The organism is Alphaproteobacteria bacterium (assembly GCA_040220875.1).
Classification (GTDB): Bacteria; Pseudomonadota; Alphaproteobacteria; order JAVJVX01; family JAVJVX01; genus JAVJVX01.
This window is the reverse complement of record JAVJVX010000003.1, coordinates 230,294-243,519: the sequence shown is the minus strand read 5'-3', so window position 1 is coordinate 243,519 and position 13,226 is coordinate 230,294. Positions and strand designations below refer to the sequence as shown.

General features: G+C 63.1%; 17 protein-coding genes. 9 read left to right on the top strand and 8 right to left on the bottom strand.

Annotation, left to right across the window (positions count from 1 at the left end; all coding sequences use genetic code 11):
• The first annotated feature begins 48 nt into the window (after positions 1-48).
• From RLQ26_01210 to RLQ26_01185, 6 genes are all read left to right on the top strand, one after another.
• The gene (locus tag RLQ26_01210; protein MEQ9087343.1) at positions 49-765 is read left to right on the top strand and encodes a phosphatidylserine decarboxylase; all 717 of its coding nucleotides are present in this window, start codon (positions 49-51) and stop codon (positions 763-765) included.
• 5 nt (positions 766-770) lie between these two features.
• Positions 771-1,655 (top strand): CDP-diacylglycerol--serine O-phosphatidyltransferase, encoded by an 885-nt coding sequence (pssA, locus tag RLQ26_01205; GenBank protein MEQ9087342.1) that lies wholly within the window; start codon positions 771-773, stop codon positions 1,653-1,655.
• A gap of 268 nt (positions 1,656-1,923) precedes the next feature.
• Positions 1,924-2,988, top strand: a complete 1,065-nt coding sequence (locus tag RLQ26_01200; GenBank protein MEQ9087341.1) for an LLM class flavin-dependent oxidoreductase — start codon at positions 1,924-1,926, stop codon at positions 2,986-2,988.
• A gap of 1 nt (position 2,989) precedes the next feature.
• Positions 2,990-3,346 (top strand): DUF1491 family protein, encoded by a 357-nt coding sequence (locus RLQ26_01195; protein ID MEQ9087340.1) that lies wholly within the window; start codon positions 2,990-2,992, stop codon positions 3,344-3,346.
• A 36-nt stretch (positions 3,347-3,382) separates the two neighbouring features.
• The gene (locus RLQ26_01190; GenBank protein ID MEQ9087339.1) at positions 3,383-4,219 is read left to right on the top strand and encodes a glutathione S-transferase family protein; all 837 of its coding nucleotides are present in this window, start codon (positions 3,383-3,385) and stop codon (positions 4,217-4,219) included.
• A 10-nt stretch (positions 4,220-4,229) separates the two neighbouring features.
• Positions 4,230-4,919, top strand: coding sequence for a glutathione S-transferase N-terminal domain-containing protein (locus RLQ26_01185; protein MEQ9087338.1), 690 nt, complete (start codon positions 4,230-4,232; stop codon positions 4,917-4,919).
• Between the two features lie 8 nt (positions 4,920-4,927).
• Here the strand turns inward: RLQ26_01185 and RLQ26_01180 are convergent, their stop codons facing one another.
• Complete coding sequence (locus RLQ26_01180; protein ID MEQ9087337.1) at positions 4,928-5,722, bottom strand: ABC transporter substrate-binding protein; 795 nt, start codon at positions 5,720-5,722, stop codon at positions 4,928-4,930.
• Between the two features lie 43 nt (positions 5,723-5,765).
• On the bottom strand, positions 5,766-6,050 hold the full coding sequence (locus RLQ26_01175; protein ID MEQ9087336.1) for a hypothetical protein: 285 nt from the start codon (positions 6,048-6,050) through the stop codon (positions 5,766-5,768).
• A 273-nt stretch (positions 6,051-6,323) separates the two neighbouring features.
• Here RLQ26_01175 and RLQ26_01170 point away from each other — a divergent pair, with 273 nt between their 5' ends.
• Entirely contained in the window at positions 6,324-6,926 is a 603-nt protein-coding gene (locus tag RLQ26_01170) for a TetR/AcrR family transcriptional regulator (protein ID MEQ9087335.1), read from the top strand.
• 48 nt (positions 6,927-6,974) lie between these two features.
• On the opposite strand, the gene RLQ26_01165 is transcribed toward RLQ26_01170, so the two are convergent.
• Positions 6,975-7,475, bottom strand: a complete 501-nt coding sequence (locus RLQ26_01165; protein MEQ9087334.1) for a DUF3576 domain-containing protein — start codon at positions 7,473-7,475, stop codon at positions 6,975-6,977.
• Between the two features lie 191 nt (positions 7,476-7,666).
• On the opposite strand from RLQ26_01165, the gene msrB reads away from it, so the two are divergent.
• Positions 7,667-8,068, top strand: a complete 402-nt coding sequence (gene msrB, locus RLQ26_01160; GenBank protein MEQ9087333.1) for a peptide-methionine (R)-S-oxide reductase MsrB — start codon at positions 7,667-7,669, stop codon at positions 8,066-8,068.
• Here the strand turns inward: msrB and RLQ26_01155 are convergent.
• The 4 genes from RLQ26_01155 to RLQ26_01140 are packed head-to-tail and all read right to left on the bottom strand — an operon-like array spanning position 8,065 to position 11,237.
• Positions 8,065-8,736: an EI24 domain-containing protein gene (locus RLQ26_01155; protein ID MEQ9087332.1), complete on the bottom strand. Its 672-nt coding sequence runs from the start codon at positions 8,734-8,736 to the stop codon at positions 8,065-8,067. The two genes, msrB and RLQ26_01155, sit on opposite strands and share 4 nt — an antisense overlap.
• Positions 8,737-8,761: 25 nt before the next feature.
• Positions 8,762-10,606, bottom strand: a complete 1,845-nt coding sequence (locus RLQ26_01150) for a carbamoyltransferase (GenBank protein MEQ9087331.1) — start codon at positions 10,604-10,606, stop codon at positions 8,762-8,764.
• 10 nt (positions 10,607-10,616) lie between these two features.
• Entirely contained in the window at positions 10,617-10,766 is a 150-nt protein-coding gene (locus RLQ26_01145; GenBank protein ID MEQ9087330.1) for a DUF5989 family protein, read from the bottom strand.
• A 36-nt stretch (positions 10,767-10,802) separates the two neighbouring features.
• Positions 10,803-11,237 carry an SxtJ family membrane protein gene (locus tag RLQ26_01140; protein MEQ9087329.1) on the bottom strand — a complete coding sequence of 145 codons (435 nt, stop codon included), beginning with the start codon at positions 11,235-11,237 and terminating at the stop codon, positions 10,803-10,805.
• Positions 11,238-11,382: 145 nt separating this feature from the next.
• Here RLQ26_01140 and RLQ26_01135 point away from each other — a divergent pair, with 145 nt between their 5' ends.
• On the top strand, positions 11,383-11,730 hold the full coding sequence (locus RLQ26_01135; protein MEQ9087328.1) for a DUF952 domain-containing protein: 348 nt from the start codon (positions 11,383-11,385) through the stop codon (positions 11,728-11,730).
• Here the strand turns inward: RLQ26_01135 and RLQ26_01130 are convergent.
• A complete protein-coding gene (locus RLQ26_01130) occupies positions 11,706-13,136 on the bottom strand; it encodes an ATP-binding protein (GenBank protein MEQ9087327.1) in 1,431 nt (476 codons plus the stop codon). The two genes, RLQ26_01135 and RLQ26_01130, sit on opposite strands and share 25 nt — an antisense overlap.
• Positions 13,137-13,226: the final 90 nt, after the last annotated feature.

Sequence of the window (13,226 nt, the reverse complement as noted above, 5' to 3'; positions counted from 1 at the left end):
CGGCCAACCCGGCCCAGCCGGGAAAACTGACGAGAGACAGCATCCTCCATGGCCAAACTGACCAGGTCCCCGTTCTCCGCGCTTGATACGGTCTTTGTCCCGATCCACCGGGCAGGATTTCCGTTCATCGCGGGCGGGGCGGCGCTTACGCTCCTTGCCGCCGCCCTCTCCGATACGCTGGGGCTCATCCTCGCGATACTGACGCTCTGGTGCGTCTATTTCTTCCGCAATCCCGACCGGGTCACGCCGGTGCGCGATGGCCTCATCGTGAGCCCGGCGGACGGGCGCGTCCAGATGATCGCCAGGGCGTCCCCGCCGGCCGACCTCGATATGGACGGCGGCGAGCGGACGCGGGTCAGTATATTTCTCAATATCTTTGACGTGCACGTGAACCGCGTTCCGGCCACCGGGCGCATCGACGAGGTGGTCTACCGGCCAGGCAAGTACCTGAACGCCAGTCTCGACAAGGCGAGCGAGGAAAACGAGCGTTCGGCCGCCAGCCTGGAACTCCCGGACGGGCGGAAGATCGCCTTCGTCCAGATCGCCGGACTGGTGGCGCGGCGCATCGTCTCCGAACTGAAACCTGGCCAGGAGGTCACGGCCGGCGAGCGCTATGGGCTCATCCGTTTCGGCAGCCGGGTTGATATCTACCTGCCCGAGGGGGTCGCCCCGCTGGTCGTGGCCGGCCAGCGGGTGCTTGGCGGCGAAACGGTGATCGCCGACCTTCAGAGTAACGAAACTTTACGAGAAGCTGTGATACATTAGTCCCTATGAGCACGCGCCGCCGATCCCATCTGCGCCGACCCCACGGCCTGTCCATCAACAGGATGCTCCCCAACATTCTGACCATGGTGGCGCTGTGCGCCGGGCTGACAAGCATCCGGTTCGCGCTGCAGGCCCATTGGGAGGCGGCCGTCGCAGCGATTTTCGTGGCCGCCCTCCTCGATGGCGTTGACGGCCGCATCGCACGGGCGATCGGCAAGACCAGCAAGTTTGGCGGCGAGTTCGACAGCCTGGCCGACATGGTGAGCTTCGGCGTTGCTCCCGCCCTCTTGCTTTACCTCTGGGCCGAGAGCGCGGCCGGCCCGCTCGGCTGGATTGCGGTCCTGATCTATACGATCTGCGCGGCGCTGCGCCTGGCCAAATTCAACGCGGGCCAGGCCGAGACCGACGACCGGCCGGCCTGGGTCTCGGGATATTTTATCGGCATTCCTTCCCCGGCCGCCGCGGGACTCGTGATGGTGCCGCTGCTCATCAGTTTCGAATTCGGCGCGGGACTTTGGTCGGACCCGATCGTGGTCGGACTTTGGGCCGTCTTCATCGCCGCCATGATGGTGGCGCCGATCCCGACCTTCTCGATGAAATCGGCGCGCGTGCCCCATGACTACATGCTGCCGGTCCTGATCGTGGTCGGGCTGTTCGTGGCCTCGCTTGTCAGCGCACCCTGGCCGACGATGCTGATTCTGGGCCTGATATACGTCGCGACAATCCCGGCCAGCATCAAACGCTTTCGCCGTCTGACACGCGAGATGCCGGTGCCGGTACAGCGCGCACCCGGTAACGGCAAGGGCGAAGCTGGCGACGACACGCCCGGGCCGGACGACAACGGCCCCGGGGCGACCGTTTTCTCCCTGCGCCGTCGCGGCGACGAATAGGCGTCCTTTCGGGTATGGGACAGGCGCAGCGGCCGTCCGACGTCTGAATCCTTCCGAGATTTTCCATCAGTTCGGCAATTTTCCGCTCGCGCAGTCTGTATCGCGCCACCCCCGAACCAGCGCCGCAAGCGACGAAACCGGGGCGAGCTGTTCGTCGGCGCCAATGATGCGCGCTCGGCCGCGCGCCAGCGGCCCTGCTGGACGGATCGGCCGCAAATCCCTATCTTGCGCCCGATCCAGACCAGTTGACCGATCCGGGGCCCACCCAATGCGACTCAGCGTTCTTGACCAATCGCCCATCAGCCGGGGCAAGACCGCCACCGACGCCCTCGGCGAGACCCTCGCCCTGGCCCGGGCAGCCGACCGCTGGGGCTTTACCCGCTACTGGTGCGCCGAACATCACAATACGAACTGCTTCGCCAGCGCATCACCGGAAGTGCTCATCGCCAAGATTGCAGAGGAGACCAGCCACATCCGCGTCGGATCAGGCGGCGTGCTGCTCAGCCATTACAGCCCCCTCAAGGTAGCGGAAGTCTTTCGCATGCTGGAGGCACTTTATCCGGGCCGGGTCGATCTGGGTATCGGCCGGGCGCCCGGAAGTGATCAGTTGACGTCGCGAATCCTGCAATACGGGCCCGGCGCGCTGGGTGGCGAGCATTTTTCGAGCCAGGTGCATGCCCTGTTAGGGTTTCTGACAGGCGGGTTCGCGCCCGACCACCCCTTTGCCCCCACCACCGCCGTCCCCCGTGTCGACGGCGTGCCGCCGGTCTGGCTTTTGGGGTCGAGCGATCAAAGCGCTGCACTGGCGGCCCATCTCGGTTGCGCGTTCTCGGGCGCGCATTTTATTAACGCCGACGGCGGGGCCGAGGTGATGCGCACCTATCATCGCGATTTCAAGCCGTCGGCCATATGGACGAAACCCACCGGCAGCATCGGTGTTTTCGTCATTTGCGCCGATACTGAAGAGCGCGCGCTTGCGCTGGGCGCCACCCGGGATTTGTGGCGGTTGCGGCTCAGCCAGGGCCGGCACGATCCGATTCCGACGGTGGCCGAGGCCGCCGCCTACGAATACACGGCGGAAGAGGCGGCCGAGGTGGCGCGCAACAGGCACCGCCATATCGTCGGTACGCCGGAACAGGTAAAGACCCGGCTCGACGCGGTGAGCGACGCTTACGGGGTGGACGAATTCGTCGTCATTTCCATTTGCCCGGATTTCGAGGATCGCCTGCGCTCTTACGAATTGCTGGCCGAGGTCTATGAACTGCAGCGTCCCGTCTCCGACCAGGCGGGGACGGGAACGGGAGCAGTCCTCAAGGCGGCTGCATCGCGCTGACATGAGCCCGTCGGCCGAGGATGGCAGCGACCGCCTGCCCACCCATCTCTGGGTCATGGCCCATCTGCGCCACTGCCACGGCCTGGGCGTGCCTGCCACTATCGCGCGCAAGGGCGATCCCATGGGCGGGCTGGTGATCCTCAAGCTCAACCAGCTCGGGGCCGGCTGCCGGGTCCTCAGCCAGACCCGCGATTTGGATGGGGCGCTCGCCTGGATCGGCGGGCTGGATGGCGCGCTGGTCCCGGAGCCCGAGGCGGACGCCTATATTGCCCGCCAATGCGCACGCGATCCGGATATCTGGGTCGTCGAGATCGAGCACCGCGAAGGCTGGCATCCCTTCGAGGGAAAGCGCCTCTAGCCCGCCGCGCAACACGGTCGACGCGGGAAGGGCGCCGTGTCATTCTTCACCTACGTAGAAACCGAAGCCCGCGGCACGCGGCCCGATTGGCCGGCGGCGCGGCCAGACCAGCAGCGACCGGGGGACGACATGCGCCTTTTTTACTCTCCGTTTCACAAATTCATTCACAAGGTTCTGGTGACGGCACACGAGGCCGGGCTCTGGGACGAGATGGAGCGCGTCGCGGTTTTTCCCTTCAAGACGCTTGCCGGGAGTGACGGGGGCGAGCCGTATTCCATCACCGCCATCAATCCGCTGAACAAGGTCCCCACCCTCGCCCTGGATGACGGCACGGTCATCTACGCCAGCCAGGCCATCGTGGAATATCTCGATTCGCGAAACCGCACCGGCCACAAGCTCTATCCGGCGCCCGGCCCCGCCCGCTGGAATGCGCTTCGGCGACTCGCCCTGTCGGACACGATTTTCGAGTCCATGGTCATGCTGGTGATGGAAGGCTGGTATGACGAAAAAACGCGTCACATGGCCACTTACGAATGGCTATGGCCCAAGATGATCCGCGGCCTTGATGTGCTGGAGGCCGAGTCAGCCGGTTTCGCCGATATCGATATCGGCCAGATCGCGACCCTCCATGCCCTCAGCTATTTCGACTTCGTCAAGGATTTCTATGATGCCGAAGACCCGATCCATCCCAATTACGACTGGCGCGAAGGACGGCCGGGGCTCGTCAAGTGGTACGAGAAGATGCTGAAGCGGCCTTCGGTCCAGTCGCACTACATGAAGGACTGGGAAGGCGATCAGGGGGACAATCCCGAGCGCTGCCAGGAGGCGGTCGCCATTGTCCTCGAGGCACAACGCCGGAACGGCACAAGCTAGGAGCCCGCCCATGATCGATCTTTACTACTGGCCGACACCCAATGGCCACAAGGCCTCCATCATGCTGGAAGAAACCGGCCTCCCCTATCGGGTAGTGCCGGTCAACATCCTCAAGGGTGAACAGTTTGAGCCGGATTTCCTGAAGATCAGCCCGAACAACCGCATGCCCGCGATCGTCGATCATGACGGGCCGGGTGGCAAACCGCTTTCCCTTTTCGAATCGGGCGCAATCCTGATTTACCTCGCGGAGAAGACCGGGAAGTTCCTGCCCGAGGACCCGGCCGCACGCTACGAGACCCTCCAATGGCTGATGTTCCAGATGGGCGGCGTCGGTCCGATGTTCGGGCAAGCCGGGCACTTCATGCATTACGCGCCCGAGAAAGTACCCTACGGGATCGAGCGCTATTCCAAGGAAACCCACCGTCTTTATGGCGTGCTCGACAAGCGGCTTGGCGAAGCCCCGTATCTGGCAGGCCCGTATTCCATCGCCGATATGGCCACATATCCCTGGATTCGGGTGTATCGCTTCCACGAGATCGACCTTGAGCGGTATCCCAACGTGAAGCGATGGAAGGAAGAGATCGAAACCCGGCCCGGCGTTCAGCGCGGGACCGCCGTTCTGGCGGAGGAGGAAAAGCTCGGCGATCCGACGGACGAGGCGCGCGAGGCGCTATTTGGCGCCAAGCAGTTTGACGCGTAAGGCGCCGCCTAGCCCTCAGGTACTTGTGCCGCCGCCGTCATGCGTTCAAGGCGCTGCATCAGCCCGCCCAGCCCCTCGCGCTCAATGACCGCCTGGAATTCGGCCCGCTTGGTCACGAGCAGGCTGGTGCCCTCCACCACCACGTCGAGCACGCGGTAGCCGTCGGGGGCCCGCCGGACCCAGAAATCGATTTGACGGTCGGGACGGGCGGGATGGACGATTTCGGTCTGGACCACGGAGAAATCCGCGTCGATCACCCGCGCCCGCAGAATCTGTATTTCCTCACCGTCAAAATTACGAAACTGCGCCAAATAGAGATCGGTCACATGCTCGTGCAGAAGACGCACGAAGGCGCGCCGGTCGGCGGCGCTCGCCAGCCGCCAGTGGCGCCCCAAAATGGGGCGCGCGAGGGCGGACAGGTCGAAGTAGTGGTTGAGGATACTGTGGAACCGCGACCGGCGCTCCAGCCCCGCGGGGGGTGTGGCGCGCAATGTCTCGACAACGGCGGCGGCAAGATGCGCTACGAAACGCGATTCTTCTCCCAGGCCCGCCTCCACAAACTCCGGGCCCTGGTCTCCTGGCGTGACCGGGGGGACAAGCCTGTGTGGACCCGCACCGGTGTTTCGCAGAGGATCCCCGGGTGTCGCCGCCAGCACGTCCCAGACGGCGAAACCCTGAATGAGCACCGCGACCAGTACCAGGATGGCCCAGACCCGATACCCGGAATCTTTCGGCCAGTGCCCGAGGGCCGGATTCAGGCGGCTCGTGCCGGCTTGCCACGAACGCGAGATACGTATCGTCACGGCCGTTCCCCCTTGCCATGGATGCCCCGGCACGCCCGGGACATCAGTTGGTCACAAGCTCGCCATAGCGGGCCGCAAAGGCATCGAGGGCCAGCGCACGTGGCCCTTCCCGATACAGGCTGCCCCGTGTGCGGAAATACTCCACACTGAAATGGACATGCGGGATGCCCTGAGCGTCCTTGGACAGACCATGAACTTGCGCCGTTTCCACGGTATGGTCCGGATGGGTGTGACGGAACATCTGGCCCGGCGTCACAATGACGTCGGGCGGTGGCTGGCGGTTCGCCCACAGGCTCGCGCCGAAAGCATGTCGGTTAAGCCAATTCATCGCGGAATCTCCAGATCAGGTTCGGCGAGGTCCATCCCCGCCTCGGAGAAAACTATCCCATCCCAAGTAAACGTCGGTTTAACTATTTATTCGTTTCAAGAATAAATGGTCCGATATTTGTTTTTTATTTGAGAAAAACTTTTCTAAAATTCTGCCTTGTGGTGGCCCGGGCCGCTGCGCCCACTTGAGTTTTCGATTTCAGACCGGGTAACTTGGGAATGTTGTCCGGCGACCTCCCTGTACCGGTGCCGGCTTTCAACAGGAGCGAAAACCTTGTCCCGACCCCGTCAGTTCAACCGCGACGATGTCCTCGAAAAGGCCATGCAGATCTTCTGGTCGCAGGGCTTCGCCGGCACCTCTATTCAGGACCTCGTGAAGGCCACCGGCCTCAACCGGGGCAGCCTGTACGGGGCCTTCCAGGACAAGGAAAATCTCTATGCCGAGGCGCTCGATCGCTATCTCGGCACGGAAATGCAGCGGTGCCATTCGGCACTCAAATCGGGCGCGCCCCTCAAGCCGGTGCTGCGCGACCTGTTCCTGTCAATCGCGCGCACTTCCGAAAGCGAACTGACGCGTCGCGGCTGTTTTGTCACGAACACGGCCGTGGAATGCCTGCCGGGTGAGGACAGGATCGGGCTTATGGCCCGGGATGCCATCCTCAACATGATCCACTCCATGACGGATGCGCTCCGCCGGGCGCAGATGGCCGGCGAGATCAGCCCGGCGCTGGACAGTGAATCACTTGCCTATTTCCTGGTGACATCCATTAACGGACTGCGCGTGATGGTCCGGGCCTTTGAGGACACGCACCAGCATGAGAGGACGGTCGGGCACATCCTGTCTGTCCTGGATGTGCCGCCCGCGACAATCAACTGAGACCGAGCCCATTGAGACCGAGCGCCGACGAGTTCGCCTAAAGACCCGTCATCCTCGCGAACCGGTCGCCTGGGCGGCCCGGATCTGCTGAGCGCGCTGCCAGATGATCGCCTCCAGCCCGGCGGCGGTGGCCTCTTCCGGTTCGCGTCCCTCCCAGTCATCTCCGGCCCGGACATCGCGCAGGACGACCACCTCGAGGGTGTCGCGCTCAAACTCTTCGCCGTAGAAGAAAACCCGGATCTTGAACCTCTCGCCGGGCGATTCCGGCAGGATCCGCCAGGGCGTTATCAGAATGCCTGCGTCGGAATCACCCCAGGGACCCACGAAATCGAGCGTCTCCATCGCCGCTTGCCAGAGATGCGGATTGATATCACCGGCCGGCTGCAGCGGCGGATCAGGCCAAAGACCGACGAGATCCGCCTCGTTGTCGCTGGCGCAGCCGCCAAGGCCAACGGCCAGCACCAGACCGGCCAGCATCGCCAGCAGGGTCCGAAGCCGGCGCGGGGTGGTCTCGATTTCACGGAAATCTGAGCCAGTTCTTCTAATCATGATGCGGTACTCTGAATGCCCCCCTGTGGCCATGACCGGCTTGTGGCCGGCCTATTCCGGCCAGCCCTGCCCCCGGCCAGGCCCGAAATGCCACTATACACAGGCCGGGCTTTCAAGGCATCCTCCGAACCCGGCAGCGGAGGCGGCGCAGCCCGCTCAATTGTTACAGTCCCAGGAATCAGACCGGTCCCATGGTTGAGAAAATCGAAAAGACTGAGACCCAGTGGCGAGAACTGCTGACCCCCGAGGAATTCCGTGTCTGCCGGGGGAAAGGGACGGAGCCTCCCTTTTCCGGCATCTACTGCGATGAGAAGCGCCCCGGTCAGTACAATTGCAAATGCTGCGGCCAGGCGCTGTTTCGCTCGGAGACGAAATACGATTCCGGCACCGGATGGCCCAGCTTCTGGGCGCCCATTCAGGACGACGCCATCGCCTGTCACCGCGACACGAACCATGGCATGGTTCGCGTCGAAGCCGTTTGCGGACGGTGCGGCGCCCATTTGGGCCATGTTTTCGAGGATGGCCCGGCGCCGACCGGCCAGCGATACTGCATGAACTCGCTCTCGCTCGACCTGGTGCCGGACGCGGATTAGACCTCGTGCGTCACCTCGGGCATGCGCTGGACGAGATGGGTCATGTAAGCCGCGCCCAGGACGGGAAGCATTAGGTTAACCAGCGGCACCAGCGCGAGGCCCGCCAGCGGAAGTCCCACCACCGTAATGCCCCCCCGAACACGCCGGCGGCGGCCGGCCAGCTCCCGTGCCGGGAAGCGGCGCAGCATGACAAGCTCGAATTGCTCGCGACCCAGCAGATACCCGTTGAGCCAGACGAACACGAAGGCATTGACCACGGGAATGAAATAAAATGGCAGCATCAGCAGGTTCAGGCCGATGGTGACGAGCGCGAACTTGATCGCAACGGCGAGCGCGGCACCCACGCCAACATCGGAGGCCGGCGGGAGGCTAGCGTAATGCCGGCGCTCCACCGCGGCAACGACCCGGTCAGCAAACTGGGAGGCGACAAGCTGCACAGCGGCCGGAAAAAGGACGACGGCCAGCACCATGACCCCCGCCCCGATGACCAGATCGATGGCCGTTTCCGCCCACCCGCTGGCCACGAACTCGACCGCGCCAGCCAACGCCCACACGCCCCATACCAGCAGGACGAGAAGCGCCAGGGTCAGCCAGATCGCCCACCACATGACGCGCCTGATCTCCGGATCCGCCAGATCCCCGAAGGCCTTGGACAAACTTGAAAACATGATCCCTCGATCGGGGTTGTGACGCTTAATCCAGCTCGAATGCATCCTTGTAGTCGGTCTCGAGCGCCGGGTCCTGATCCTCCTTGCGGAGCAGGCAATTCCCGATTGCGAGCACATCCAATTCGCACCCCATAAAACACCGGAACGCGTCCAGCGGCGTGCAGACAATGGGCTCGCCGCGCACGTTAAAGGACGTATTCACCAGTACGGGACATCCGGTTCGCGCCTCGAAAGCCTTCAGTAGCGCATGATAACGCGGGTTGGTGGCCGGCGTTACCGTCTGTATGCGGGCGGAATAATCGACATGCGTGACCGCCGGTATCTCGGAGCGGGGCACGTTCAGCTTCTCGATCCCGAAGAGCTGCTCTTCCGCATGGGTCATCTTCCGGCGGCGGTCTTCACGAACCTCGGCCACGATCAGCATGTACGGGCTGTCTTTGTCGAGGTTGAACCAGTCAGCGACATTTTCCCGCGCCACGCTCGGGGCGAAGGGTCGGAAGGATTCGCGGTACTTCACCTTCAGATTGAGCGTGCGCTGCATATCGGGCGAGCGCGGGTCCGCCAGGATGGACCGGCCACCCAGCGCCCGCGGACCGAATTCCATGCGCCCCTGAAACCAGCCGACCGCCTGGCCGTTTGCCAGTGCATCGGCCGTACGGGCGACGAGCACGTCATCGGACATGACATCGTACCTGGCGCCAGCCGCGTCCAGCGCCGCCGTGATCTCATCATTGGAAAAGCCAGGGCCGAGATAGGCGCCCTTCATGGCGTCTTCGCCCGGCCCGTTCGACGGCGGGGGGCGCTTTTGACCCTGGTTGAGATAATATACCGCGAGCGCCGCGCCCAGCGCACCCCCGGCATCCCCCGCCGCTGGCTGCACCCAGATATGATCGAAGGCACCGTCGGCCAGGACCTTGCCATTGGCGACGCAGTTCAGCGCGACACCGCCCGCGAGGCAGAGATTCCGCTGTCCGGTCTCAGCCGCCAGAGCGCGCGTCAAGCGCAGCACGATCTCTTCCGTCACCGCCTGGATCGAGGCGGCAACGTCCATGTGGAACTGTGTCAGCCGCTCCTCGGGACCTCGCGCCGGCTGGCCGAAGAGAGAGTCGAATTTCCGGTTCGTCATCCGAAGCCCGGTACAGTAGTCGAAATATGACTGATCCAGGCGAAACGTGCCGTCCGGCTTCAGGTCGACGAGATTGTCCAGTATGCGATCGCGATATTCAGGCACGCCGTAGGGCGCCAGCCCCATGAGCTTGTATTCGCCTGAATTGACCTTGAAGCCCGTGTAGTAGGTGAAAGCGGAATAAAGCAGGCCCAGTGAATGGGGAAAATGCATTTCCCGCGTGACCTCAAGCGAGCTCCCGCGTCCCAGCGCGGCCGACGTCGTCGCCCATTCTCCAACCCCATCCATTGTCAGGACCAGGGCTTCCTCGAACGGGCATGGATAAAAGGCACTTGCCGCGTGACTTAAGTGATGCTCGCTGAAAAGAAGCCGGTTCTGCCAGTCGAATCCCGAATGAAATTTCTGGAATTCCTTGCGCAGCAGATCTTTCTGAAACAGCTTCTCCCGCAGCCAGACGGGCATCGCCATGCGAAAGGATTGGAAGCCTTTTGGCGCGAAGGCGATGTAGGTTTCGAGAAGCCGCTCGAATTTCAGAAACGGCTTGTCGTAAAACGCCACAAAATCAATGTCTTCAAGACCGACACCTGCTTCGGCCAGACAGAACGAGATCGCCTTCTCGGGAAAGGCCGCATCATGTTTCTTGCGGGTAAAGCGCTCCTCCTGCGCGGCGGCAACGATATCGCCGTCAACAACGAGCGCGGCCGCACTATCGTGATAGAACGCGGAAACTCCAAGGACACGCATCACGTGGCCGCTAGAAAATCGTGTAGATGAAAGGCGCGACGGCAGAGCCCTGGCTGAGCACGATCAGGCCGCCAAAGAGCGCCATCATGAGCAGCACCGGCAGAAGCCAGAATTTCCGGCGGACCCTCAGGAAGGTCCAAAGTTCGACAAGGAAACCCATGTTAAATCCTTCTTCAGGTAGGCGGCCCCGGCCACCTCAAAACTGGTTCTTCATCGACTCGCCGCTTGGTCCCGGCGGATCACGCATAATCCAATAGCTTGACCGAGTGACATCGAACCGGCGCTGCAACGGGTCCTTGCCAAACAGCTTGAGCGCGACGCCGGTGGGCACGACGGTGCCGTAATAGAGAATGGCGAGAATGACCGGGCTGACAATCTTGTGCAGCGCCAGGCCAAAAGCCGTCCAGACTCGGTTCAAGGGGTGTAGCGCGCGCGGCCAGGCCAGGGCGAGCATTAGAAAGGCGGCCGCCAGAACGAGCGCCCAGGCGTAGGGCGGCGCGCCGCTCCAGACGGGGAAGAGCCCGATAATCATGAAGACGACCGCAAAGACGAGGCCGAAGCCCCGGTCGGACCCGCCGGCAGACGATGCCGGTCGCCGGAAATCCTCGTGGCCTTGAAAGTCCCGTTTCATGGGTCCCCTGCGCCCTTGCCTTGCCAGGCTGAAACTACTTGATTAGGAAATGAAAAGCCAAATTTTTCAGCGCCGTAGCGATCCGGAGCGGTTCCGGATCGGGTCCGGATCGGATCCTGCGGCCGGGTCCGGAGCGGCACCGATCATGGCCGATTTCATCTATCATCTGTGTCGCGCCGGAGACTGGCACGATGGCAGGACGCGCGGCGCCTATGGCGCGGCCCTGCTGCGGACGGGCTCGGGGTTTCTGCATTTCTCGACGGCCGCGACAGTGCGCGATAGCGCCCGGCTCCACTGCGCCTCTTGGCCGGATCTGGTGCTCCTCAAGGTTGCCACCGCCCCGCTCGGCGCGGCCCTGAGATGGGAGCCGTCGCGGGACGGACGCCTCTTTCCCCATCTCTACAGGACCCTCGATCCGGCTCATGTCGTGCGCTGGTGGACGCTGAGAGACGGACTTGGCCGCACCGATCATTTTCCCGATGAAATAGATTGAGCCGGTTCCGTGTCTGTCGGCGGTGCGATTTCCGACAGGACCAGATTCCTTGGAAAATGTAAGGCGACCGTTGTACCGATGCCGGCGGCACTCGTCACTTTCATCGTCCCGCCGAGCAGCTCGACGATCCGCTTGGACAGGGACAGCCCGAGGCCCGTGCCCCCGCGGCGGCGTGCCAGCCCCGTTTCGACCTGTTCGAAGGGGGCGAGGGCACGGGGGATCTCTTCGGGCGCCATCCCCACTCCGGTATCCGAGACCGTCACGATCAGGTCATTTTCTTCCGCCAGGCGCGCGCGGAAAACCACATCACCTCCTGCCGGCGTAAAGTCGATGGCATTGGCCAGCAGGTTGATCGCGACCTGGGTCAACCGGCGCTCATCCGCAAGCAGGGGCGGCAGGCTCCCATCGATCCGGGCCATCAGATCAACCCCGGCGCGCTCGGCTCGCGGTGCGACCATGCGCAAGGCCGTATTCCAGACCGCTCGCAAATCGACCCGCTCGGCATCGACGTCCATCCGGTCGGCCTCGATTTTGGCGAGATCCAGAATGTCATTGATCACTGAAAGGAGATGGCGGCCGCTTTCATGAATGTCGTCGGCATATTGCCGATATTTCCGGTCGAGCGGCCCCATATGCTCGTCCTTCATCAGTTCGGAAAATCCGATGATCGCGTTCAGCGGTGTGCGCAATTCGTGGCTGGTATTGGCGAGAAAGTGGGTTTTGGCCACATTGGCCTCTTCGGCCCGTTGCAGGGCAGTGCGAAGCTCCCGGATGAGGTCGCGGTTACGCCGGCCCAGGGTCAGATTGGCAGAGATGCTCCGGTTCAATTCCCAGGCACTTCCGATGGCGCCAGCCATACTCATGAGGGTCACGACCACCAGTACGTGAAATTCGGTGGCGCCGGCACCGATCAGCTTGACCAGGATTGGCCCGTTCAATGCCGCGCAAGTGACGGCAAAGACTCTGGGCGAAATGCTCAGTTTCATGCCGATCGGAAAGTTCAGGACAAGCAGGGAAACCGTCATGATGACGGCCGCGAATTTGTCATCTTCGGGCCAGAACAGAAAAAGAAGCGCGCTCCAGCCAAGGGTGATGACGCCGGCCAGCACGGCGACCATATTCTCAGTCAATTCCGGTCTGGAGAAGTGCAGCCGCCCGAGGCGCAGTCCCTGGTTGATCACGGCCGAGAGTCCCGCGCCGGCCGTCATCGCGCCAAGCCAGCCCAGAATGGCTGGTGGCGTCCCCAGTTCCAGCAGGTGGAGCGTCCCGGCAATCGCCGTCGCGAGAATGATGATATTGAGAGGGTCAAGACGCGTGGTCTTGTGCAGGATCGCCAGCCGCGACGCCCGGAGTCCGGCGTCAGTCGAGGCGCCTTCCGGCGCCTCACAGATTTCCGCTTCTTTCACCACATCAAACGCCTCTGGCCGGACTCGCCGTGCATGCCGTCGGTGTCCGGCGGACGATTGTCCGCCAGGCCGTTCCGGCAATCCAGAAGC

Coding starts and splice junctions, on each gene's coding strand:
- RLQ26_01210 (MEQ9087343.1), top strand. CDS start 49: ATGGCCAAACTGACCAGGTCCCCGTTCTCCGCGCTTGATACGGTCTTT.
- RLQ26_01135 (MEQ9087328.1), top strand. CDS start 11,383: ATGGCCGATTTCATCTATCATCTGTGTCGCGCCGGAGACTGGCACGAT.
- RLQ26_01145 (MEQ9087330.1), bottom strand. CDS start 10,766: ATGGGTTTCCTTGTCGAACTTTGGACCTTCCTGAGGGTCCGCCGGAAA.
- RLQ26_01185 (MEQ9087338.1), top strand. CDS start 4,230: ATGATCGATCTTTACTACTGGCCGACACCCAATGGCCACAAGGCCTCC.
- RLQ26_01175 (MEQ9087336.1), bottom strand. CDS start 6,050: ATGAATTGGCTTAACCGACATGCTTTCGGCGCGAGCCTGTGGGCGAAC.
- RLQ26_01155 (MEQ9087332.1), bottom strand. CDS start 8,736: ATGTTTTCAAGTTTGTCCAAGGCCTTCGGGGATCTGGCGGATCCGGAG.
- RLQ26_01140 (MEQ9087329.1), bottom strand. CDS start 11,237: ATGAAACGGGACTTTCAAGGCCACGAGGATTTCCGGCGACCGGCATCG.
- RLQ26_01165 (MEQ9087334.1), bottom strand. CDS start 7,475: ATGATTAGAAGAACTGGCTCAGATTTCCGTGAAATCGAGACCACCCCG.
- RLQ26_01150 (MEQ9087331.1), bottom strand. CDS start 10,606: ATGCGTGTCCTTGGAGTTTCCGCGTTCTATCACGATAGTGCGGCCGCG.
- pssA (MEQ9087342.1), top strand. CDS start 771: ATGAGCACGCGCCGCCGATCCCATCTGCGCCGACCCCACGGCCTGTCC.
- RLQ26_01200 (MEQ9087341.1), top strand. CDS start 1,924: ATGCGACTCAGCGTTCTTGACCAATCGCCCATCAGCCGGGGCAAGACC.
- RLQ26_01195 (MEQ9087340.1), top strand. CDS start 2,990: ATGAGCCCGTCGGCCGAGGATGGCAGCGACCGCCTGCCCACCCATCTC.
- msrB (MEQ9087333.1), top strand. CDS start 7,667: ATGGTTGAGAAAATCGAAAAGACTGAGACCCAGTGGCGAGAACTGCTG.